We start from the raw sequence: 22,335 nt of genomic DNA, 5'->3' as shown, positions 1-22,335 counted from the left end.
ACCCTGAAGCATTCGCTTTGAAGCGTCTCGCTTCGTCGCCCGTCGTCGTAATGAAGAGAGCACCGTGGCCGCCGACAAGATCGACACCATCGTCAGCCTGAGCAAGCGCCGTGGCTTCGTATTCCCCTGCAGCGAGATCTACGGCGGTCAGCGGGCCGCCTGGGACTACGGACCGCTGGGTGTCGAGCTCAAGGAGAACATCAAGCGCCAGTGGTGGCGCTACATGGTGACGTCGCGCGAGGACGTCGTCGGTATCGACTCGTCGGTGATCCTGGCGACCGAGGTCTGGGTGGCCTCCGGTCACGTCGCCACCTTCACCGACCCGCTCACCGAGTGCACCTCCTGTCACAAGCGCTTCCGCGCCGACCACCTGGAGGAGGCGTACGAGGCCAAGCACGGCCGCCTCCCGGAGAACGGCCTCGCGGACATCAACTGCCCCAACTGCGGCAACAAGGGCCAGTTCACCGAGCCGAAGCAGTTCTCCGGTCTGCTCTCCACCCACCTCGGCCCGACCCAGGACAGCGGCTCGATCGCCTACCTGCGCCCGGAGACCGCGCAGGGCATCTTCACCAACTTCCTCCAGGTCCAGCAGACCTCGCGCCGCAAGCCGCCGTTCGGCATCGCGCAGATGGGCAAGTCGTTCCGCAACGAGATCACGCCGGGCAACTTCATCTTCCGCACCCGCGAGTTCGAGCAGATGGAGATGGAGTTCTTCGTCAAGCCGGGCGAGGACGAGAAGTGGCACGAGTACTGGATGCAGGAGCGCTGGAACTGGTACACGGGTCTCGGCCTGCGTGAGGAGAACATGCGCTGGTACGAGCACCCGAAGGAGAAGCTCTCCCACTACTCCAAGCGCACCGCGGACATCGAGTACCGCTTCCAGTTCGGCGGCTCGGAGTGGGGCGAACTGGAGGGCGTCGCGAACCGCACGGACTACGACCTGTCGGCGCACTCCAAGGCCTCCGGCCAGGACCTCTCCTACTTCGACCAGGAAGCCGGCGAGCGCTGGACGCCGTTCGTCATCGAGCCGGCCGCGGGGGTCGGGCGCACCATGCTGGCGTTCCTGCTCGACGCCTACGTCGAGGACGAGGCGCCGAACGCCAAGGGCAAGATGGAGAAGCGCACGGTGCTGCGCCTCGATCACCGCCTGGCTCCCGTGAAGGTCGCGGTGCTGCCGCTGTCCCGCAACCCGGAGCTATCGCCGAAGGCGAAGGGGCTCGCCCAGGCGCTGCGCAAGCACTGGAACATCGAGTTCGACGACGCGGGCGCGATCGGCCGCCGTTACCGCCGCCAGGACGAGATCGGTACGCCGTACTGCGTGACGGTGGACTTCGACACGCTGGACGACAACGCGGTGACCGTGCGTGAGCGTGACTCCATGAAGCAGGAGCGGGTGTCCCTCGACCAGATCGAGGGCTACCTGGCCGGGCGGCTCCTGGGCTGCTAGGCGCTCCGCGCTGAATCAGGACGCCGGGCGAGCTGGATCTTCCAGCTCGCCCGGCGTTTTCTGTGTGGTGGCGCTCGGTGCCGGGTGCGGGTCAGCCGGTGGTGCCGCCCAGGACGATGCTGCCGTCGGCCCGCCCGACCAGGGGCCTGTGGACGCTGTCCTGTTAGGTGGAGACCGAGAAGTTCGCCTGCGAGTCGCCGGAGCGGGGCTCGGACGCGGCGTCCTCGACGAAGCGCAGCTGGTGGGTGTGGACGTCACCGGTGCTCAGACCGGCCGGGACGGCGGGCAGTGTCCAGCTGGAGTCGCCGTCCGTGGCCAGGTCCGTCCACTGTCCGCCGTCGAGGACCTGCAGCCTCACCGAGGGCCGCAGGTAGGGGTCCACGGGCGGGTAGAGGCTCAGCCTGCTGGAGAGCGTGTGGGTGAAGCGGCTGTCGGCATCGCCCGTGACGGTCAGTGAGAAGGGCACCGGACGGCCGGGCACCAGCGTCGGCGAGGCCGGGGACAGGCCGCCGACGGTGTCCGTGACGGTGCCCTCCTGCTCGTCCGCCTCGACCGCACCGCGTAACGGTGGAAGGGACGCACGGTGAACGTGATGCGTCACCCCGGGGGCCGTCGCGCCCTGCCGCCCGGGTGAATGTCCGGCCGGCAGGTCCCGCCGGAGCGACTCGGAAGCAGAACTGATCTTCATACTGCGTGCATGCGGACACAGGAGAAGATCCCCGCCCTGATCCATCAGACCTGGAAGGACGCCGACGTACCTCCGAAATGGCGTCAGTGGGTCGATTCCTGGCGCCTGCATCACCCCGGCTGGGGATACCGGCTGTGGACCGACGCGGACAACCGTGCCTTCCTCCAGGAGCACTACCCCTGGTTCCTGCCGATCTACGACGGTTACCCCGAAGCGATCATGCGGGCCGACGCGATCCGCTACTTCCTGCTCGATCACTTCGGCGGGCTCTACGTGGACCTGGACTTCGAGTGCCTCAAGCCGGTCGACGCGATCCTCGACGGACACGAGCTCGTCCTCGGCTGTGAGCCCGAGGCCCACACCCGTCTGCTGCTGGCCCGCCGACGCGGGTTCGGCCGCATCGTCGGCAACGCGTTCATCGCGTCACGACCGGGCCACCCCTTCTGGGCCCATGTGCACCGGCAACTGGTCGGCGCCCACAGGGCCCCCAGTGCCCTGGACGCCACCGGCCCCTTCTTCCTGACCAGGGCCGTCGACAGCGCCCCGGAGCCCGCCTCGGTCACGGTCCTCGGGTCGGAAGCGCTGTACCCCGAGGTGAGCCCCTACGCGGCAGAGCTGTTCGGCCCTCGGGAAGCCGACCACCAGCGTGCGTACGCGGTGCATCACTGGTCCGGCAGCTGGGTGTGTGACGACGCGGCGGCGGTGCGGGTGTCGGCCGGCAAGCGGTTCCCGTTCTGGGCGAGCCAGGGGCTGCACCCGCTCGCCGACGGGCAGCTCAGTCTCGACGCCCAGCGGCGCCGCTGGGCCTCGGGCGCACCCACGCCCACGGTGTCCTGCCTGATGGTGACCAAGGGCCGCGTGGCGACGGCGCGCGGCGCGATCGCCTGCTTCCGTGCGCAGACCTATCGCGACCTGGAACTGGTCGTCGTGGACGACGGCACGGACGACGCGCTCGAGCGGCACATCCGGGAGCTGGGCGACCCGCGCATCCGCCATCACCGGCTCCCTCCGGAGGGGCGGACGCTCGGCGAACTGCGCAACGAGGCGGTGGACCGGGCCGGCGGACCCTACGTGTGCCAGTGGGACGACGACGACCTGTACGACCCGGAGCGGGTCGAGACACAGATGGCGGCGATTCTCGCGCTCGGCGCCGAGGCCTGTTTCCTCGCCCGTGAACGGCTGTGGTGGCCCGCTCGGCGCAAGCTCGCGATCTCCTGCGCACGGGTCTGGGAAGGGTCGATGATCTGCGCCAAGGACCGGATGCCCCGCTATCCGGCGCAACGCCGGGGCGAGGACACACCGGTGGCGGAAGAGGTGGTCCGCACCTGCCGGGTCGTCTCCATCGACGCGCCGGAGCTGTACACCTACATCTGTCACGGCGGCAACACGTTCAGCGAGTCGCACTTCGCGGAGCACTTCGAGGTGGCGACCCAGGTCTGGGCGGAACCCGGCGCGTACGCCGAGCGGTTGCTGGCCATGGCGACCCGGCTGCCGATCCAGCCGCAGGACATCACCCACGCCGAGACCGGTGCCGCCGCAGCGCGAGCCGTCGCCGGAAGACCGCCGACGGCTGTCGAACCCGCTCCGCCCCCGGCGAGCGAGCGGCCCCTCGTGCTGGTGCTCACCCCGGTCAAGGACGCGGCCGCGTTCCTCCCCGGCCACCTGGAGAAACTGCGCTCCCTGGACTATCCCCGCGAGGCGATCTCACTGGGCCTGCTGGAGGGCGACAGCAAGGACTCGACGCCGGAACTGCTGCGACAGGTCCTGCCCGGCCTCCGGGCGGAGTACCGGCGGGTCACCGTCGTCCACCGCGACTTCGGCCTCCAGGTGGCCGGGCCTCGCTGGGAACCCGGCGTCCAACGCCGACGCCGGTCGGTGCTGGCCAAGGCACGCAACCATCTGCTCGCCCGGGCCCTTGCCGACGAGGAGTGGGTGCTGTGGCTCGACGTGGATGTCACCGACTACCCGGCCGACCTGATCCAGCGGCTGCTCGGAGCGCGCAAGGACATCGTCGTCCCGCACTGCACCACCACGTCCGGGGGACCCACATTCGACCTCAACACCTTCGTCCTCCACCCCCGCGCCGGCACGCTCAACTGGTCCCAGTGGCTTCGCGACGGCATTCTGCAGCCGCCCAAGGGCTTCGGCCGGATCTACCTCGACGAGCTGCGGGGCAAAGGGCTGCTCCGCGTGGACTCGGTCGGCGGCACCGTGTTGCTGGTCCGCGCCGACCTGCATCGTGACGGCCTGAACTTCCCGTGCTTTCCGTACCAGTACCTCATCGAGACCGAGGGGCTGGCCGCGATGGCCCGCGACATGGGCACCGCCTGCTGGGCGCTGCCCGACCTCGAAGTGCTGCATCCGCACCATGCCCCGGACCCGGCGGACACGGCGGTGCTGTCCCCGTCCTGAAACGAACGGTGCTCCCCGCGGCGCCGACCTCGGCCACTCGCGTGGAGTAATCATTTTGCCACGTAAAGTAGGCAAATCCTACGGTGGCGCTGCTGTCCCTGCCGTGAAGGTCGTCGGCATGCCGGGGCAGCCTCCCCTTCGAAAGGACGGCACGACCGTGAAAGCTCGCGTCATATCCTCCCTGGCCCTCCCGGCCGCACTGGCGACCGCCGGACTGCTCAACACCGCGGAGGCCTCCTACGCCGCCGCCCTCGGCCAGGACGCGCTGACGGCGTCGGCGGCGTCCGCGTACCAAGGGCAGCCCATGAGCGGCGACGTCACCCTCATACCGGGGGTGGACCACCCCTGCAAGAACGTCGCCAACGTCACCATCAGCGACTACAGCCACTGCTGCCCGCCCATCGCCAACGTCACCATCAGCAATTACGGCCACTGCTGCCCGCCCATCGCCAACGTCACCATCAGCGATTACGGCCACTGTTGCACTCCCGTGGCCAACATGACCATCTGTGACTACGGCCACCACCACGGTCACCGCAGCCTCGACAACGCCGCCTTCTTGGACGGCGAGTACGCGCCCGGCCTTCGTATCGGCTAGCACGCGATCGGCGGGTCCGCTGCGACGTGGCCCTGGGAGAGGGCCGGGGGGCCGCCCACACCCGACCGTGCGGAAGCCGGCCACCGGTGGCTGGGCTCCTTCTCCCGACCTCCCGACCTCCCGACCTTCTGTCCTCCCGTCCTCCCGTCCTCCCGTCCTCCCGTCCCTTCCGTTCCGAGCGAAAGACGGCTCATGCCCCAAGGTTCCGACCCTGTGGTCTCGGTGGTCATCCCCTGCCACGACTACGCCCGCTATCTGCCCGAGGCGGTGTCCAGCGTCCTCGCCCAGACGTACCGCGACTGGGAACTCGTCATCGTCGACGACGGCAGCACCGACGACACCGCCGAGGTGGCCCAGGGCCTGATCGCCCGTCACCCCGACCGGCGCATCCGGCTGCTCCGCCAGGCCAACGCCGGAGTCTCCGCCGCCCGCAACACGGGGATCGAGGCGGCCGCCGGCCGCTACATCCTTCCGCTGGACGCCGACGACGTGATCGCGCCCACGATGCTGGAGAAGACCGTCGCGGTCCTGGACGGCGACCCCGGTATCGCCATCGCGTCGACCGACGTCTTCACCTTCACCGATGACGACCTGCCCCCACAGGCGATTCCCCTCCCCGCGTACAGCCGGGAACTGATGCTCCAGCGGCTGATCATGTTCTACTGCTCGCTGTACCGCCGTGAGGCGTGGCAGGCCGTGGGCGGGTACGACGAGACCATGCGGGCAGGGGAGGACTGGGACTTCTGGATCGGCTGCGTCGAGCACGGCTTCGACGCGCACCACCTCCACGAGCCGCTGTTCGGGGCGCGCAACAAGGACACCGGACTGCATCTGGAAGCCGCCGAGAACGACCTCGCGATCCGGGCGCGGATCGTGGTCAACCACCCCGGCCTGTTCAAGGCGATCACCCGCGGTTGGGCGCAGGCCGTGCTCAGCCAGGACGCGGAGGCCTGTCTGCGGGACGAGAACGTACCCGACGACATCCTCACCCGGGCCACCGAGATGGATCAGTTCCTCGGCGCGGTCATGGCCCTGCAGCGCACCACGCGGGTGCAGTACCACCACATCCGGCGCCTGGAGCAGGCCCTGGCCGCCCACACCGGCACCTCCGCCGCACCCACTCGGGAGAACGACTCCACCGGGGCGGCCGCCGTCGTGTCCTAAGCCACGCAGAACTCGTTCCCCTCCGGGTCCCGCATGACCCACCAGTGCCCGGCCGGGCCCTTGTCCACCTCCTCGACGCGGGTCGCGCCCAGGGACTCCAGGCGGGCCACCGTCGCCTCCCGGGCGTCCGGGCCGGCGTGCACGTCGAGGTGGAGGCGCACTTCCGTTAGCTCGCCGGTCGTGACCATTGCAGGCGGACAGACCGTTTCGCTTCAGTTGCTCGAACAGTCGCCGCTCAATATCGATAACGTAATCCTTGAGGATCTTGCGGCCGACTACGCCATGAAGCTGGATACGCAGCTACTCAACGGCAGCGGCACGGGTGGCACGCTCACCGGTCTGCTTACCGTTTCCGGCGCCCGTAGTCAGGTATGGACGAATGCTCACTGAGCGGAGCTAACGGCCTGCTCGGGCAGATAGCTTCGGCCATTTCTACGGTGCACACGAACCGGTATGCGCCCCCGGACATGCTCATCATGCACCCGCGTCGCTGGGCGTGGATCGTCGCTCAAATCGACTCGCAAAACCGCCCGCTGGTCGTTCCCGGGGAAGCAGGCCCCGTAAACGCTGTGGGCGTATTCAGTCAGGTAATGGAAGAGGGCTATGTGGGGCAAATCCTCGGACTCCCCGTGTGGCTCGACTCCAATATTCCGACCAACCTGGGCGGAGGCACAAACCAGGACCGCATCTTTGTACTGCGTGCTTCGGACCTCCGACTCTGGGAATCGCACATTCGCGCCGAAGCATTCCAGCAGACGTACGCAAACAACATGAGCGTATTCGTGCGCCTCTACAATTACGCGGCAGCCATCCCGAACCGCTATGCGGCATCCATTTGCATCATCTCGGGGACGGGCCTGGTTACGACGTCGTTCTAGCAGGCGTCCCTTTTACCGGTCACGGTGTGTGAGGGGACCGGGGGAGGGTCAATCTCTGGCGAAGATCGCTCGGCGACCCGGCCGCCCTGACTCTGAACATGGCCGCGAAATTTTGGCCCTGGGAGTCTGGCTGCCGGTAATTACTCACTGTGAGCAACGCACGAAAAATGCCCCTCCGGTTCGCTACGGCGAGCCTGGAGGGGCGTTTTTCTGCGTTTCTGGGCTTGAAAAGCCTTAGAGGGTGATTCCTGCCCTCTGGGCGATTTTCGTGAGCCGCTCGTTGCTTCGCTTGTGCTTCGACACCAGGACTCGCGTTAGCTCCAACGACGTCGGATGGACTGCCGCCATTTCCGGTGAGGTCGCCCATGCCCTTTCAAGGCTTTCGAGGGTCCCTTCTTGGTCGCCTAGGGCTAGCTGAGAGCGCCCAAGGTTCATGTAAACCGGGGCAACCCGGTTAGCAGGAAGAGTCATACCCGCTCGAATCAGGCTTTCGCCCGTTTCCACTGCGCTGCGGTGCTGTTCCATATCAGATGCTGTAGAGATCACGTGTGTGGCCGTTTGCTCGGGACCGAATTGCATCCCATGCTTGGCAATCTCTTCCGGGATCTCCTCAGCCATCCGCCAAGCCGCGTCAATGTGCTTCTGGGTAGTCTGCTTATCTTTCAGCCGTCCGGCGAGGGTCAAGCCTCGCAGGTGTAGAACGCCAAGCCCAAACGCCCGGTCCTGTCCAGTCAATGTGGACTCCGCCTGCACAATTGCCCGGTCGATGACTGCCAAGCCTCCGGAGAAATCCCCGGAATTAAGGAAAGTGCCCGCATCATCTCGCGCGGCAACGATGGCCGCAATAGGGTCTGCCCTCTCGGCAGCCATCCGCTGTTTCAGCGTCGCCAATTCGGCAAGGTGCATCCACCGATGCCGGGCAGCGAGCCAGTAAATGACGCCGTATACGTCCGCGACCAAACCCCATGCCTTCGGTTCCCCTGTAAGGTGCGCATGGTTGGTAACCCTCGTGAGAATTCCGGGAAGCCTCAGGAGAACTTTGGACAGCTCCGTATTCCACCGAAGCTGATTTAGCTCGTCTACTTCCCGCTGTAGATTCTCGGGGTGCTCCGGAGGTTCCCCAGGAATATCGAATCGCCGGATAGCCCAGTTCAGGTCATTGAGGTTTGCTTCCGGGGCGCTGCCCAGTAGTTCGTCAAGGGTGAGGTTCATTGCGCGGGCTAGCGCAGCACCTACGCCCTGGGTGAGCGCCCGGTCCCCTACTTCGATCTTGCTGAGAAGGGAAACCGACACCCCCGCCCTGCGGGCTAGGGTCACCTGACTTAGCCCGAGTTCCTTTCGGCGCGCAGCGACGTTGGCGCCTGGTCCGGGTACCTGCGTAGCGCTCATACCTTGCGTCTTCCCCGCTCGGTGACGTCCTCACGTCCCATGGTCCCAAAGGGTGCGTGCAGTGCGCCCGGCATGTGTGCAAGAAGTGTGCAAGTCGCCTGGCTCGCAGGGGCGTTGACTGATGACGACAGACCCCCGCGACCGTGCGACCGGCCCGGGGGCATGGCCAACGCTTCAGAGGAGCGCTGACATGACAGACCTTATCCGCACGGCCCTGGAATGGGTCAGGGCGGTCGTGTTCGGACCACAGACGCCCGGCAGGCACAGGCGTACCGCAGTGCCCCAGGGAGCGCCCCCGGCGCCCCACAGGCGCCCTACGCCGGGCGTGCGGGGCGCCCTGGTGATCGCTCGCAGGCACAACAGCGAACGCGCCCCCTGGGAGGACACGGGCGCCCTCGTCCGGCCCTACGTTGCACACCTGGGAGGCTCGCCCAGGACTGCCCGTGCAGGCGTCCAGACGTGCCCCTGGGAGGCAGCGCGGTGAGCATGACCATTGCTGTCTACCGGATCAATCCGGAAACAGGTGCCCGCACTCCCGTGCGCGCAAAGCACACCGTGAAGCCGGTTGAGGTGCCCGACGCAACCTCGGGACTCCCGCCGTGCACCTGTCCCCGCTGCAATGGAAGCGCCCAGGAATTGCGCGCCAAAGTGGCCGAAGAAAACCGGCGCAGCAGGGGGGAACTGTGATGCGCTCGATCATCAAAGCCGCTGAATGGACGCTCGGACCGGAAACCGCCGAGGGCGCCCCCAGGGCATCTATTCCGCCGTGTGCATCGCATGCGGTGAGGAAGCGCCCGCGCAGGACAACGACCCTGCACCGGTAGAGATTTGGGCGCTGAAACACACGGGCCTGAACCCGACCCATCGGCAGTACAAAGCCATGGTCGAGACGTATTGGCGCGTTACTCCGACAGGAGACAACCCGTACCGCGAGAGCGACGCCCAGGGCGCCTAACTGCCCTCCTGCACCAAACCGGATGGCTGCCGCTTCCTGGGCGCTGCGAGGCGCAAGGGCAGCACACAGACCCCCGTTCCGACAGATGGGCCGCTATCGCGTCTGCCGGAACGGGTCGCACAACGGCGCGGGGACCGATTCCCCGCAGCATTACGGCGAAGGGACAAGCAAAATGACCGCAGTTCCTGAGTTTGATTTCGTGAGCGCGGCCGTATGCCGTGACCCGAAGGTCGACAACTGCCCCCAGGTGGCGCTCAACGTGCCGGGTGTGGTGGCGTTGCGGGACAGTGAGCGCCCCGACACCATCGTCACCATGACGGCTGAGCAGTGGGTGACACTCACGGACGCCGTCAAGGCCGGAGAGTTCGACCTGAGCGCCTGAGAGTAGGTACCCGTGGACGAGTGCCCCCGCTGTTCCGCTGAGTGCCCTACGGACCCTGAGAACGGGCTCCCCTGGTGTCCACGGTGCGGGGTGCACTTCGGGCTTTCGCAGCCCGGATGCCGGGGCCTGCGGTGGTGGCGCAACGCCGCCACTCGCGCCCCGACACGTCCACGCGAGCACTGATCAGGACCCCCGCGCCGGACCCCCGACCGGAGCGGGCAGCGCCCCCGACTGCGCGAGCAAGGACACGCAGTCGGGGACGTCTCTGGTTACGTCTTCGCTACGACTTTCCTCGGGGACGTCCTGGAAGAGGATGCGGCGGCCCCGGCCGATGCCCGTCTCCTTGTCGTACGGGTCGTCCGGGTGCCGGATCGCGGCGAAACCCCGGAAGATCCGCGTGCCGTTGTGCTCCGCGACCGCCGCCTCCGGAAGCTGACCCGCCGCCAGCAGTCGGTTGATCAGCGCGCTGTTGTCCTCCACCTCGTAACCCAGCGCCGCCGCCCAGAAGTCCGCGAGGGCGGGGGCGTCCTGCGTGTCGACGACCAGTTTCCAGTCGAGAGCCGCTCCCATGCGACCACTCATATGGGTCACATGGAGTCCTTGTCCAGGGCCGGGCCGGTACGCCCGGACTCGTGCTGCGGTCCCGCACGGAGCCGACTTCCGTTTCGGCGCGGGCGCGTTGGGCCCGGAGCTGCTGCCCACCGGCGGGCCGGGGGCCTTCCGGGATGGTACGAGGTACTGCATGGGCCCGCGGATCCGGTCGCGTGGGCGCAGCGCTTCCGGCCGGCGCCGACGCCGGCCCTGGAGATCGCGGAGGAGGAGTTGGCGCTCGGTGGAGAACTGCGGCAACCGGCACAAGGCCGGCACGCTGCGGGCGCGCCGGGCCGGGGTGGCGTGACGCTCCTCACGGGCGCAGAAGGCAGGATCCGGTCGATGGTAGGCCGTCCGTACCTGAGGTGATCCACGCGGCCGGACCCCGCTGCCCGCCCATGCGGAAGCGAGTCCACCGCATGACCGGCATCAACAGCTGTCGGATCAAGCGGAGTTGGCCCTTCCGGTGCGGGACCGCAGGATGTCCGGAAAGACGCGACACCTGGTCCGGACCATTGACAGGTCCCTGCCGGGTGGCTGTCATGGGGAGCTGTCAGATCCTGTGAGCGCTCTCAGGAGACCCCGTGAGGCGTGCGTGTCATGCGCTCAACAATTGAGCCGCTGACAACGTTGCCGAGCCTCGCGTGAGCCACCCCCCGTCCCTCAGGAGAGACAGCCATGCGCATTCGACGTGCCCTCGTGGCCGCTTCCGCCGCTGCGGCAGCCGTCGCGGCCGTCGTCCTGCCCACCTCTGCCGCCACCGCGTCCACCGCCGGGGTGTCGACGCGGACGGCCGCGGCCGACTTCGCCGTGAGCAGGGCCCAGTTCCAGCAGATGTTCCCGAACAAGAACGGCTTCTACACCTACGACGCGCTGGTCAACGCGATGAGCGCGTACCCCGCCTTCGCGCACACCGGTAACGACCGGGACCGGAAACTGGAGGCGGCGGCCTTCCTGGCGAACGCCAGCCACGAGACCGGCGGTTTGCGCTACATCACGGAGCAGAACACCGCCAACTGGCCGACGTACTGCGACACGACCCGCCCCTACGGCTGCCCGGCCGGGCAGGCGGCGTACTACGGGCGCGGCCCGCTCCAGCTCAGCTGGAACTTCAATTACAAGGCGGCCGGCGACGCGCTGGGGATCGACCTGCTGCACAAGCCGGACCTGGTGGCGACCGACGGCCAGGTCTCCTGGAAGACCGCGCTGTGGTACTGGAACACCCAGAGCGGCCCCGGAACCATGACGCCCCATCAGGCAATGGTCTCCGGCGCGGGGTTCGGCGAAACGATCCGCAGCATCAACGGCGCCGTCGAGTGCAACGGCCGCAATCCCGCCGAGATGCAGGACCGGATCAACCTCTACCGGCAGTTCGCGCAGATCCTCGGCGTGACCCCGGGCGACAAGGTGACCTGCTGAACATTGCCCCCGTACCGCTCTGCATGACTCGTCCGACGGAGGCAATGTGCGCAGAATCATGACCACTCTGGCCGCTGTGGCCGCCGCCATGCTGGTGGCCGTGGCACCGCACCGGCCCCCCACGCAAACCCACACCAATGCGCGTACGGACGCCGCCCACCGGGTGGTGCCCGCCGCCGCGGCCGCGACCCACCACACCGTCACCTTCGTCAACCACACAGGACGCAGGATCTGGATCGGCAGCACCGTCAACGCCGACGGCTCCAAGCCGCTGACCGGGCTGCCGATTCTGGATCCCGGCCAATCGGCGACGGTGGCGATCCCCGAGACGGCTGCGCCCGGCCACTGGCGCGGGAAGTTCTTCGCCCGCATGGGGTGCGGCGGCACCACCGGCAGCACCTTCCACTGCCAACTCGGCGACTGCGGGGTGTACGCCCAGAAGTGCGACCCGGGCCAGGCCGAACAGCCCGTCAGTCTCGCGGAGTTCAACTTCGACAGCGCAGACGGCCTCGCTCCCTGGTACGACGTCAGCTACGTCAACGCCTTCTCCGTGCCGATCACCATCACCCCGGTGAACGTGACCGGAAGCGGGGGCGGCTGCGCCACCCAGGGCTGCTCCCAGAACCTGCTGCCGAAGTGCCCGGCCGCCGATCTGACCCGGTGGGCGGACGGCTCGCCCATGCTCTGCACCAACCCCAACCGTGATGCGAAGACCGCCTACAGCGACATGATCGCGACCAACTGCCCGCGAGCCTACGGCTGGTCGAAGCAGGACCAGGAACCCGGCAACCAGGTGATGCAGCAGTGCAGCCGGTGCAACGGCTTCACCGTCGAGTTCCACGAGGGAGCGTGAGCATGTCGTCGGACGACCTGCGCAGAAGAAGCGTCGTCGCCGGGCTGCTCTCGCTTCCGGCCGGGCTCGCCGTGGGCGGCCGGGCAAGCGCGGCCACCGCACCGGCGGTGCCGGACACGGCGGCCGCCGCCGTGAAGAAGAAGGGCATCAGCGCCTGGAACTTCAGCGGCGTCACCCAGGACCTCGCGGACTCCAGGGTCGGCTGGTTCTACACCTGGTCCGCTGGCCGACAGCAGATATCGGCGCCCGCGGACGTCGAGTTCGTCCCCATGATCTGGGGGTCGGGCTCGGTCACGGACGCCGAGCTCAACCAGGCGAAGCAGCAGGGCAGCACGCTGCTCGGGTTCAACGAACCCGACATGGCGGGACAGGCCGACATGACCGTGCAGCAGGCGCTCGACCTGTGGCCGCGGCTGCAGTCGACCGGCCTCAGGCTCGGCGCCCCCGCGGTGGCGACCGGCGCGAACACCGCCGGCGGCTGGCTCGACCGGTTCATGCAGGGCGCCGCCTCGCGCGGCTACCGAGTCGACTTCGTCCCACTGCACTGGTACGGCGCCGACTTCAACACCGCGAACGCCGTCGGTCAGCTCTGGACGTACATCCAGAGCGTCCACGAACGCTACGGCAAGCCGATCTGGATCACCGAGTACGCGCTGATCGACTTCTCGTCCGGTACGCCGAGGTATCCGACGCAGGCCCAGCAGGCGGCGTTCATCAAGCAGTCGACCGACCTGCTCCAGGCGCTGTCGTACGTCGAACGGTACGCGTGGTTCACGCTCTCGACGAGCCGCGGCGACGGCACCGGCCTCTACAACGGCACGACCGCCACGCAGGCGGGTGCGGCGTACCGGGTGGCGGGCTGAGCCCCGGTCCGGCACGCATTCCTCTCCTTCCTTCCGGCCGCCGGCTTTCCGTCCGTCCGTCCTTCCCTTTCTTCCTTCCGTCATCCATGTGACGACGTCCGAGAGAGGCAAGAAAAGCGATGAGTCGTGCAATACCCTTCTTCCACTCTGCCGTCGGGGCCACCGCCCTCGGTGCGCTCGTGGTGATGGCACCCACCGCCACCGCCACGCCTGCCGCGGGCGCCGTGCAGGTGGCTGCGGCCGACCAGTGTTGGGCGACGCACTACGGCCCCATCCCGGCCGGCGCGCTGACCGCCAGCGGGGAGGTCTTCGACAACAACGCGGACACCGCTGCCACCTCCCTGACCCGCAACCCGCAACTCCCCTTCGGGACCAGGGTGAAGGTCACGAATGTGGCGAACGGCAGGTCCCTGGTCGTCCGCATCAACGACCGCGGCACCTTCCAGCAGACGCCCCAGGAACCCAAGTGCCTCGATCTGACAGACGGAGCCTTCAGCCGACTCGGCGGCGTTCTCAATCCCGACCAGGGTCACATCGTCGTCACCCAGCAGGTGCTCAACTGATGCCGCGCACGACAGCAGAGGCCGCTGCTGACATCAGCGACCCCTCACCGGTCGTCAGCTGACTTCGGCCCCCGGGCGGCGGGCCGCCCGGGGGCCACGGAGAGCCCGTGGCCGCACCGAGTCACGGTTTCCGCGGATACACCGTCGTCAGCTGATCGTGCGCGGCAGGCGCAGGCTCAGGGCGACCGTCAGTGCGATACCGGCCAGCTGGACCAGCAGCGTCGTCATCAGGGCGTCCCGCATGCCCATGCCCGGCACCAGCGTCAGGAACAGCGTGCCGAGCGTCGCGACGCCCAGCGCCAGCGCCGACTGCTGCGTCGTCACCATGACACCGCTGCCGACGCCCGCCCGCGCCGCCGGTACCTCCGACAGGATGATCCGCAAAGTGATCGGGAGCTGGAGCGCCTGGCCCGCGCCCGCCACGGCCGCGCCCGGCAGCAGTTCCCACACGCCCAGGTGCGGCCAGGAGCGCCAGGCGGTCACGACCAGGAGCCCGATGCCGACCGCCTGGATCAGCCCGCCGGCGGTCACCACCCGGGTGCCGAAACGGGCGACCAGCCGCGGCCCGTACAGCGAGACCGCGAAGAACGCCACCGCCATCGGTGTCAGCGCCAGACCCGCGGGGACCGGACCGAGCCCCGCGCCCTGCTGCAGCGACACCGCGATCACGAACATGAAACCGCTGAATCCGATCGAGAACGGCACGATCATCACCAGCCCGCGCCGCAGCGACGTCAGAGCGAACAGACTCGGCGGCACCAGCGGCGTACGGCCCAGCCGGTCCGCGCGGCGCTCCACCGTGTAGAACGCCCACACCGCGAACGGGAACGCGGCCAGCGACAGCCAGGTCCACACCGGCCAGCCCGCGGCCCGGCCCTCGGTCAGCGGCGCCAGCAGGGTCAGCAGCGAGACGGCGAGCAGCACCGTGCCGGGCCCGTCCACCGGCTCCGGGTGCTGCGAGCGGGTCTCCGGGACCGCCCGCGCGCCCAGGAACAGCCCGACCACCACGACCGGCACGTTGACGAGGAACACCGAACGCCAGCCGGTGCCCCAGATGTCCGCCGCCACCAGCACACCGCCCAGGATCTGCCCGGCCACCATGGACAGCCCGGCCGTCGCGCCGTACAGGCTCATCGCCTTGGCGCGGTGCTTCCCGGTGGTCGCCGCCTGGATCGTGGCCAGCACCTGCGGCAGCATCGCCGCGGCCGCCGCGCCCTGCGCGACGCGCGCCGCCACCAGCGTCCAGGCGTTCGGGGCGAGCCCGCACGCCAGCGAGGTCACACCGAAGGCGGCCATCCCGTAGAGGAAGAACTCGCGCCGGCCGAACAGGTCGCCCAGCCGGCCACCCAGCACGAGCAGCACGGCGTACGACACCCCGTACCCGGCGACGACCAGTTCGAGAACGGCCTCGCCGGCGTGCAGGTCCTTGCCGATCGTCGGAAGGGCGACGTTGACGATGAAGAAGTCGATGAGAGGCAGTGCCGCGCCCAGCAGCACCGTGAACAGTCCGAGCCCGCTCAGCTGTGGGGTCGCCACCGGCGAGCGGACGGTACGGGAAGTGAGAGTCTCGGTCACGCCATCGAGCCTCCGCCGACCCTAAGCGTGGTACCAGAGTCTCTTTATCCTGGTACCCGCACTACCTGGAAACAGGCTCCGGGAGGCGGCAGGCTGGAGGCATGACGACCATCGTGCAGGAGGCGGCGGCGGTCCGCGAGATGCGGGCGGCGGGGGAGACGGAGGCGTCCGATCGGCGGGCGTCCGAGATCCGGCGGCATGAACTGGCCGCGTTCCTGCGGCACCGCCGCGAGCACATCACCCCCGAACAGGTGGGACTGCCCCGCGGCCGGCGCCGCCGCACTCCGGGGCTGCGCCGCGAGGAGGTCGCGCACCTCGCCGCGGTCGGCGTCACCTGGTACACCTGGCTGGAACAGGCCCGGGACATCCAGGTCTCCGTCCAGGTCCTCGACGCCCTCGCCCGCACCCTGCTGCTCGACGCCAGCGAACGCGCCCACCTGTTCAACCTGGCCGGGGCCGTCGACCCCGCACCCGGCGCGCACTGCCCGTCGGTCACCGATGCCCAGCGCATCCTGCTGGAACAGCTCGAGCCGCTCCCGGCCTGCATCTCCAACAGTCGGTACGACATCCTCGCCTACAACCGCACCTACGGGCTGCTGATGTGCGACCTCGACGCCGTCCCGCCGGCGGACCGCAACTGCATGGTGCTGTGCTACACGCACCCGGACTGGCGGGCAGCGATCGTCGAGCATGAGGCGACCATGCGGCTGATGGCCGCCAAGTTCCGCGCCAACATGGCCGACCACCTCGGTGAGCCGGCCTGGAAGATGCTGCTCAAACGGCTGATGACCGAGTCCGCCGAATTCCGCGAGGCCTGGGAACTGCACGAGGTGGTCGGCTCCCGCAGCAAGCGCAAGCAGTTCCGCAACGCCCACGTGGGCCGGCTGACCCTGGACCACACCGATCTGTGGCTGGGGCCGCACAACGGACCCCGGATGGTGACGTACGCGCCGGCGGACCAGGAGTCCCGGGAGCGGCTGGAGAAGCTGCAGGCGATCGCGCTGGAGAGGGAGGCCGCCGCCGCTCACAGGTCCTGACACAGGACCGGCAGCCTGAGGTCCCGGCAGAGTTCGTCGATCGCGGCGTCCTCCGGGGCGCCGGGCAGCGGCATTCTGTCGGCCGGGACCTCGACCGCGTGCTGCTTGGTGGCGGCAGCGGCCACCCGCTACGACAAGCGCCGCTACGTTTGGCTCGGAACCGTCACCCACCGCGGCCGTGCTCATCTGGGTCAGAGCATGACAGCGGGAGGCAGGCCACGGTCGGCCACGGCGCCCGAGGGCTCAATTGGTGTGGGCAATCTGAATCAGGTTGCCGCAGGTGTCGTCCAGCACCGCGGTGGTGACCGGCCCCATTTCGGTCGGCTCCTGCGTGAACTGCACGCCCAGTTCACGCAGGCGACCGTACTCGGCGTGCACATCGTCGACGGCGAAGGAGGTGACCGGGATACCGTCCCTGACCAGCGCTTCCTTGTACGGCTTCACCGCGGGGTGGCTGTCCGGTTCCAGCACCAGTTCGGTGCCCTCGGGATCCTCGGGCGATACCACGGTCAGCCACCGGTGCTCGCCGAGCGGGACCTCGTGCTTCTTCACGAACCCCAGTACCTCCGTGTAGAAGCGCAGGGCCTTGTCCTGGTCGTCGACGCAGACGCTCGACAGGTGGATCTTCATCTTCCGGTCTCCGGTGCATCGGGCTTGAGCCACCGGGCAACGATCTGCTCAAGCGGTTCGGTGGTGAGGTCGTGGAACTTGTAGCGGCCCTGGCGCCGGGTCTGGACCAGGCCCGCGGATTCCAGCACGGCGAGGTGCTGGCTGACCGCCTGGCGGGACGATCCCAGACCGTGCTTGGTCGTAAGGCGCGCGCAGATCTCGAACAGGGTCTGACCGTTCCGCTCCGTCAGCTCGTCGAGGATCTTTCTGCGGGTGGGGTCGGCCAGGGCCTTGAAGACATCGTCCGGCACGACTCCATCATAGGCAAGTGCTGACTTGCCTATCAATCCGGATGTGCCGCGTGTGCCCGCCGAGCCTGATCGAACAGCACACCCAGGTGGTGTTTCTCGCCACTCTCACCGGGGCCATACCGCGCCCCGACGCGACCAGCCTGCTCCAGCGGATGCTGCCTGGACGGCCCGCAGCGCGAATGCCGGCAGACCACATGGTGTGCTATCCGCCCTCCCGGCCGCACAGCGGAGGGCAGGCCCTCGAACCGCTCGTACCCGACCGTCTCGCCGAGGCCTTCATCGCACTCACTCTGCCCGACAGCACCGCGGCGAACACGGGTCATCCGTGGGCGAGGGACGTGCTGGATGTGCTGTGTGCTCAGGACGGGCCGGTGGCCGCGCCGCCGGCCAGGTCTACTCAGGAGACCCCGAACTCCTGGCACCGGGCAGAAGCGCGGTGACCTTGAGAATGTGCGCAACCCCTTGCTGGTTGGTGAAGGAATTCAGGATCCGAATAAATGCGGGATCGCCGAGTTCCGCGCGTTGAGCGCGTAGGGCGGAGATGTTGCGGGCGGCCTCCTTCGATTTGATTTGCTCGTTGATGTGCAGGGCGTGCGCCATGCCGTAGACGGCCTCCTCGTGCATTCCCTGTTCTGCTCGCAGAATCCCGAGTGCAGCGTAGTCGAAGGCGATTGCATGCCGGTCATCCAGCTCTTCGTCGATGCGCAGACAATTGAGGTAGCACTGTTCCGCGAGATTGTGGTCGCCTCGACGCTGGGCAACTTTTCCCAGATGGTATGTACTGTTGGAGATGCCGGCCCGGTTTCCCAGGCGGGTCTTGATTGCGATGGACGAACGCAGGCTTGATTCGGCGCGCGCATAGTCACCGCGTTCTTGGTAAACAAGTCCGAGTTGGTGGTGGACGATGGCGGCGTTCGTCTCGTGGTGCATCCGCTCATAGATGGCCAGCGCCGTCCGGTACCTCTTCTCAGCTTCATCGGAGTGCTTGGTCTCAAGAGCGATCAGACCAAGGTCCTCATGGCATTTGGCCACAGCGCGCACGTCGCCCGCAGCCTCGCAGAGCGGCAGTGCCCGATCGAGACACATCCGGGCGGTGCCGTACAGGCCCGCTTTGTTCAAAGTGATTGCCAGCCGCACATAGGCGCTGCCGAGAGGGCTGAGATCGGAGGGTGAGCCGGAGAACTCGACGTACGCCTCGGTGCGGTCAAGGACAATCGCGACGTGCTCCGTCGGCAGATGCTGCCTAAGGACAGCACTGAAGGTTTCTGCTCCCAGTTCAAGGTACTGGATGGCCAGCCAATCGACGTCGAGTCGATCACTGAACGGGTGACTCCGCCAGTGCAGAAACGCGTAGGCGGTGCATGGAGCGCCGTCAGCGGCGCGGCCCAGCACCGTACGGACGGCGCCCAGTTGGCGGTTCACATCTGCCAGTAGCCGCTCTTCGCCCATGGTGGCATACACCCTTTGGGCGCGGTCGAAACAGGACTCTGCCCAGCTCAGGTCGCGCAGTTCCCGCGCGTTCTGGCCGAGGCGGACGTAGCAAGCGGCGATGTCGCCGATACTGCCGATGTCCTCGAATACTTCCAGCGCGGCCCTGATGTGCATTTCGGCCGAATCGTAGTCGAAGAGTGCGGTCGCAATCTCGGAGAGCAGAAGCCTTCCGCTCCCTATGTGGATTCGGTCATTCAGTCGCGTGAATCCAGACAATGCCTTCAGGGCGCACTGTTCCGCTTTGGCGTGGTCTCTGGCGCGGAGGGCGATTACGGCGAGCTGGTGATGGCTCGCAGCCACGCCTCCCAGGTCGTTCACTTCTTCGGCAATGGCCAGGGCTTCCAGGTACTGCTGCTCTGCCAGGTGGTGATCCCCCTCGCGCTCGGCGATCCCGGCGAGCTGGTGCATCGTGAATGACATCGAATGCCGGTCGCCCATAAGTTCTTTGGCGGCGAGAGCCTCCTGATACAGCCGTTTGGCTTCCTGGTGATCATCCCGGTGCTCGGCGATTATGCCGAGCTGGTGGAGCACCACCGCGACGTTGTGGTCTGCGTCCAGCGCCCGGTAGGTCGCCAGGGCTGCCTTGTACAGCTTCTCCGCCTGGGTGTAGTCTCCCCGGCTCACCTTCACGCGGGCGAGGTTCGCGACAAGGTCGGCGTGCGCCAGGGAATCCTGGGGGGCCAGTACGAGCGACTGGCGGATGAGCTGCTCCTGCCAGGACCACTGGCCGGCGACGTGGAGTTCCTGGCAGACCTTCTCGGTGCACGCGATGGCCGCATCGACGACCCCGGCCGCCAGCCAGTGATAGCGAGCCTCGATCACCTGCGCGATGTACTGCGTCGGACCTGTCTCGGCCCGAGTGCGGCGGCCCCAGTATTCCGCGGCTCTCTTGTGCAGAGTGCGCAACCGCTCCTTGCCGGCCAGTTGGGCCAGTGTCCCGGCGGTCCAGCGATGCACCAGATAGCCCGGTCCGTCAGGGGCTACAAGCCCGAGGCGCAGCAGGGTGGCAAGCGCGCCTGCCATGCTTGCCGGGACTGGTGGATGCTGCTCGGCCCCGGGAGCGGCGGACAGCACCGAGGCGAGCCCGTCGATGTCCACGGGCACTCGGTACACCGAAGCGCCAAACAGCAGGTCCCTTCCCGAAGGAACGGTGTCGAGCCGATCGAGCAGTTGCGGGAGCAGTACCTCCTCGGCGACCAATGCCCCTGTCTCGGCCAGTAGTTCGCCGAGCCCGCCCCCGAGAGGGCGTCGGTCGGCGGCCGCGGTGCGCAGCCGGGCGGTCACGTCGTCGAACCGCCCATGACCATCACGCAGCAGTGCGTCGAGGTACTCCAGGGAACGTGGATGGCCACCGAGCCGGTTCCACGTCTCCCCCTTCTGTTGGGGGGTGAGCGCGTCCACTCCAGGCAGCCGCCACATGAGTTTGCGCGTCTCCTGCCAGGACAGCGGTCCCAAGTGCTGGGCGTCCAGGCCCGGAACGTCGAAGGGGTACCTGCTCGTGATGATCAGCGCATGGTCCCTGGCCCAGACCGCAAGGAACTCCGCGAGTTCCGTGTCGGTGAGGCGATGCTCCTCGTCCAGGTTGTCCTCGGCGTTGTCGACGACGAGGAGGAGAGAAGGTGCCCAGGGGCCCCGGAGGACCTCCAGACGCTCCCGCCAGTGTCGAGTGGGCTCGGACAGCATCATGACCGCCTGCCGCAAGGGGTGCATGTCGGCCAGGTCCACGGAACCGCAGTGGAGCGTCAGACTCTGGCGCAGGCGGTCGAGGATCGCGTCGACACCCGTCTCGCCGCTGATCGCCGCCATGAGGCCGCCGGCGGCCTTGAAGCGCCGGGCCAGTTCGGTGGCGAGGCTGGTCTTCCCGACCCCACCGATGCCGTGCAGCATGATCCGGGGCACCGTCCTCGACAGCCGACGGAGCATGGGCCTACGGCCGACGAAATCCCCGGGCCGGCGCACCACACCGTCCTGAACGATCACCTGTGTGCTCGCGGCCACGGCACCCGAAGCCGACGCTGAGATGGAGGTGTTCACGGAGGCCGTGGGGGCCTCTGTCGAAGGCAACGGACGCCGGATTTCATCATCGCTCGAATCTGCAGGTCCGAGCATCGGATCAGCGATGAAGAGCACGGGCGTCGCCCACTCCGGCTGGGGCCGTGCCACATCGTGTTCGATGTCGCGCCTGGCTTCGCAGAAGACTGTGAGCAGATCTGCTGCCGGGTGGCGGGCGAGGCCTTCGTATAAGCGTGTACACAACTCGGTGGCGTATTCGTCGCTGACCGGTCCGTTCATCGCCAGTACAGCGGGCGCTCCCTGTTGCAGCAGGCTTCTCGCCGTACCCGCCTGCTCGGCGTGTTCGTCGCGCGCGGTGGAGCAGCCCGCCAGCACCAACAGGGGGACCCGGTGACCGGGCGGCAGGGCCTCGGCCAGGAAGCGAGCAGCGCTCACGACATCCTCCGCTCCGTCCTCCTTCTCCAGTAGTAGGGCACCGGGGCGGGCGTGACAGGAAATGTGAAGAATGTCAACCGGTTCCTCGGCAAGCGCCTCCCTTATCGTCGCGACACTGCCCCATTCGAGGAGACGCACCTGCCCACCACGGTGGTGGCTGGGCTCAACCACATCCAGGATCCGCCTGAGTTCTCTCTCGTAGTCCAACAGCTGGCCGCTACTGTCATCGGGGCTGGCGAAAACCGCGAGGATACGGGGCGGGCCGTTCGGCAAGGACACACCCGTCGTGGTGGCCGGTGCGGATCGATACACGTCGACCCGATCGTCCAAGACCAAGGGTGTGTGCCCTCCGGGAATGACGAGGGTCTCCCAAGGCAGCTCCGCCAACTGCGTCTCAGCCACCTCGATCCCGAGCTGGTGACGGCCGCCCATCCGCAGTTCCTCGGCGACTGCCTCGCCCACCGGACCTGTCAGGAAACACCGTCCCAGTGCTGTGCCCACTTCATGCAGCAGGTCCGTCGTCGGCTGCCTCCGCAGTCGCCAGACCATATCGGACGTACGCTGATCCACCGGTCCGGCTGTCTGCGTAATCTGCTGCCCCCTGAACACTCCTGTCACCTGCGAACGGCCTATCACCAACCTCATGCCTCGCCCTCCCCTTC

General features: G+C 67.8%; 20 protein-coding genes and 2 pseudogenes. 13 read left to right on the top strand and 9 right to left on the bottom strand.

Annotation, left to right across the window (positions count from 1 at the left end; all coding sequences use genetic code 11):
* Positions 1-64 precede the first annotated feature (64 nt).
* Positions 65-1,447, top strand: coding sequence for a glycine--tRNA ligase (locus ACFYZJ_RS30130; RefSeq protein WP_388573163.1), 1,383 nt, complete (start codon positions 65-67; stop codon positions 1,445-1,447).
* Between the two features lie 163 nt (positions 1,448-1,610).
* On the opposite strand, the gene ACFYZJ_RS30125 is transcribed toward ACFYZJ_RS30130, so the two are convergent.
* On the bottom strand, positions 1,611-2,048 hold the full coding sequence (locus tag ACFYZJ_RS30125) for a hypothetical protein (RefSeq protein WP_388573161.1): 438 nt from the start codon (positions 2,046-2,048) through the stop codon (positions 1,611-1,613).
* A 96-nt stretch (positions 2,049-2,144) separates the two neighbouring features.
* On the opposite strand from ACFYZJ_RS30125, the gene ACFYZJ_RS30120 reads away from it, so the two are divergent.
* The 3 genes from ACFYZJ_RS30120 to ACFYZJ_RS30110 all read left to right on the top strand — a co-directional run bounded on the left by ACFYZJ_RS30120 (position 2,145) and on the right by ACFYZJ_RS30110 (position 6,309).
* Positions 2,145-4,547, top strand: a complete 2,403-nt coding sequence (locus ACFYZJ_RS30120; protein WP_388573159.1) for a glycosyltransferase — start codon at positions 2,145-2,147, stop codon at positions 4,545-4,547.
* Positions 4,548-4,704: 157 nt separating this feature from the next.
* A complete protein-coding gene (locus tag ACFYZJ_RS30115; protein ID WP_388573157.1) occupies positions 4,705-5,145 on the top strand; it encodes a hypothetical protein in 441 nt (146 codons plus the stop codon).
* Between the two features lie 192 nt (positions 5,146-5,337).
* Positions 5,338-6,309: a glycosyltransferase family 2 protein gene (locus tag ACFYZJ_RS30110; RefSeq protein ID WP_388573155.1), complete on the top strand. Its 972-nt coding sequence runs from the start codon at positions 5,338-5,340 to the stop codon at positions 6,307-6,309.
* Here the strand turns inward: ACFYZJ_RS30110 and ACFYZJ_RS30105 are convergent.
* A pseudogene (locus ACFYZJ_RS30105) lies at positions 6,306-6,467 on the bottom strand (VOC family protein); the annotation flags it as partial. The gene ACFYZJ_RS30110 and the pseudogene ACFYZJ_RS30105 overlap by 4 nt on opposite strands.
* Before the next feature lie 16 nt (positions 6,468-6,483).
* Here ACFYZJ_RS30105 and ACFYZJ_RS30100 point away from each other — a divergent pair.
* Both ACFYZJ_RS30100 and ACFYZJ_RS30095 read left to right on the top strand, forming a co-directional pair.
* Positions 6,484-6,699, top strand: a pseudogene (locus tag ACFYZJ_RS30100) (phage major capsid protein); the annotation flags it as partial.
* Between the two features lie 77 nt (positions 6,700-6,776).
* Positions 6,777-7,187, top strand: coding sequence for a hypothetical protein (locus tag ACFYZJ_RS30095; protein ID WP_388573153.1), 411 nt, complete (start codon positions 6,777-6,779; stop codon positions 7,185-7,187).
* 234 nt (positions 7,188-7,421) lie between these two features.
* On the opposite strand, the gene ACFYZJ_RS30090 is transcribed toward ACFYZJ_RS30095, so the two are convergent.
* The gene (locus ACFYZJ_RS30090) at positions 7,422-8,576 is read right to left on the bottom strand and encodes a helix-turn-helix domain-containing protein (RefSeq protein ID WP_388573151.1); all 1,155 of its coding nucleotides are present in this window, start codon (positions 8,574-8,576) and stop codon (positions 7,422-7,424) included.
* A 480-nt stretch (positions 8,577-9,056) separates the two neighbouring features.
* Between ACFYZJ_RS30090 and ACFYZJ_RS30085 the strand changes: the two genes are divergently transcribed.
* Together ACFYZJ_RS30085 and ACFYZJ_RS30080 are read left to right on the top strand one after the other, a co-directional pair.
* On the top strand, positions 9,057-9,263 hold the full coding sequence (locus ACFYZJ_RS30085) for a hypothetical protein (protein ID WP_388573149.1): 207 nt from the start codon (positions 9,057-9,059) through the stop codon (positions 9,261-9,263).
* A 440-nt stretch (positions 9,264-9,703) separates the two neighbouring features.
* Positions 9,704-9,913: a DUF397 domain-containing protein gene (locus ACFYZJ_RS30080; protein WP_388573148.1), complete on the top strand. Its 210-nt coding sequence runs from the start codon at positions 9,704-9,706 to the stop codon at positions 9,911-9,913.
* Between the two features lie 183 nt (positions 9,914-10,096).
* Here the strand turns inward: ACFYZJ_RS30080 and ACFYZJ_RS30075 are convergent, their stop codons facing one another.
* Positions 10,097-10,483 carry a VOC family protein gene (locus tag ACFYZJ_RS30075; RefSeq protein WP_388573146.1) on the bottom strand — a complete coding sequence of 129 codons (387 nt, stop codon included), beginning with the start codon at positions 10,481-10,483 and terminating at the stop codon, positions 10,097-10,099.
* Positions 10,484-11,182: 699 nt separating this feature from the next.
* Between ACFYZJ_RS30075 and ACFYZJ_RS30070 the strand changes: the two genes are divergently transcribed.
* The 4 genes from ACFYZJ_RS30070 to ACFYZJ_RS30055 all read left to right on the top strand — a co-directional run bounded on the left by ACFYZJ_RS30070 (position 11,183) and on the right by ACFYZJ_RS30055 (position 14,202).
* Positions 11,183-11,923, top strand: a complete 741-nt coding sequence (locus tag ACFYZJ_RS30070; protein WP_388573144.1) for a chitinase — start codon at positions 11,183-11,185, stop codon at positions 11,921-11,923.
* Between the two features lie 58 nt (positions 11,924-11,981).
* Positions 11,982-12,776, top strand: coding sequence for a thaumatin family protein (locus ACFYZJ_RS30065; protein ID WP_388573142.1), 795 nt, complete (start codon positions 11,982-11,984; stop codon positions 12,774-12,776).
* Positions 12,777-12,778: 2 nt separating this feature from the next.
* Positions 12,779-13,639, top strand: a complete 861-nt coding sequence (locus ACFYZJ_RS30060) for a glycoside hydrolase family protein (protein WP_388573140.1) — start codon at positions 12,779-12,781, stop codon at positions 13,637-13,639.
* Positions 13,640-13,758: 119 nt separating this feature from the next.
* Positions 13,759-14,202: a septal ring lytic transglycosylase RlpA family protein gene (locus ACFYZJ_RS30055; protein ID WP_388573138.1), complete on the top strand. Its 444-nt coding sequence runs from the start codon at positions 13,759-13,761 to the stop codon at positions 14,200-14,202.
* A 147-nt stretch (positions 14,203-14,349) separates the two neighbouring features.
* On the opposite strand, the gene ACFYZJ_RS30050 is transcribed toward ACFYZJ_RS30055, so the two are convergent.
* Positions 14,350-15,777, bottom strand: coding sequence for an MFS transporter (locus tag ACFYZJ_RS30050; RefSeq protein ID WP_388573136.1), 1,428 nt, complete (start codon positions 15,775-15,777; stop codon positions 14,350-14,352).
* 101 nt (positions 15,778-15,878) lie between these two features.
* Here ACFYZJ_RS30050 and ACFYZJ_RS30045 point away from each other — a divergent pair, with 101 nt between their 5' ends.
* Complete coding sequence (locus ACFYZJ_RS30045; RefSeq protein WP_388573134.1) at positions 15,879-16,814, top strand: helix-turn-helix transcriptional regulator; 936 nt, start codon at positions 15,879-15,881, stop codon at positions 16,812-16,814.
* Here ACFYZJ_RS30045 and ACFYZJ_RS30040 read toward each other — a convergent pair.
* The 4 genes from ACFYZJ_RS30040 to ACFYZJ_RS30025 form a co-directional block, all read right to left on the bottom strand.
* Positions 16,802-16,939: a hypothetical protein gene (locus ACFYZJ_RS30040; RefSeq protein WP_388573132.1), complete on the bottom strand. Its 138-nt coding sequence runs from the start codon at positions 16,937-16,939 to the stop codon at positions 16,802-16,804. The genes ACFYZJ_RS30045 and ACFYZJ_RS30040 overlap by 13 nt on opposite strands.
* A gap of 118 nt (positions 16,940-17,057) precedes the next feature.
* Positions 17,058-17,444 (bottom strand): VOC family protein, encoded by a 387-nt coding sequence (locus tag ACFYZJ_RS30035; protein WP_388573130.1) that lies wholly within the window; start codon positions 17,442-17,444, stop codon positions 17,058-17,060.
* Positions 17,441-17,734 (bottom strand): ArsR/SmtB family transcription factor, encoded by a 294-nt coding sequence (locus ACFYZJ_RS30030; RefSeq protein WP_388573128.1) that lies wholly within the window; start codon positions 17,732-17,734, stop codon positions 17,441-17,443. The genes ACFYZJ_RS30035 and ACFYZJ_RS30030 overlap by 4 nt, the downstream gene beginning before the upstream one ends.
* Before the next feature lie 393 nt (positions 17,735-18,127).
* Complete coding sequence (locus ACFYZJ_RS30025; protein WP_388573226.1) at positions 18,128-22,222, bottom strand: tetratricopeptide repeat protein; 4,095 nt, start codon at positions 22,220-22,222, stop codon at positions 18,128-18,130.
* Positions 22,223-22,335 lie beyond the last annotated feature (113 nt).

This window comes from Streptomyces sp. NPDC001848 (assembly GCF_042891915.1).
Taxonomy (GTDB): Bacteria; Actinomycetota; Actinomycetes; order Streptomycetales; family Streptomycetaceae; genus Streptomyces.
The sequence above is the reverse complement of the archived record's forward strand: the minus strand, read 5'-3'. Positions and strand labels throughout refer to the sequence as shown.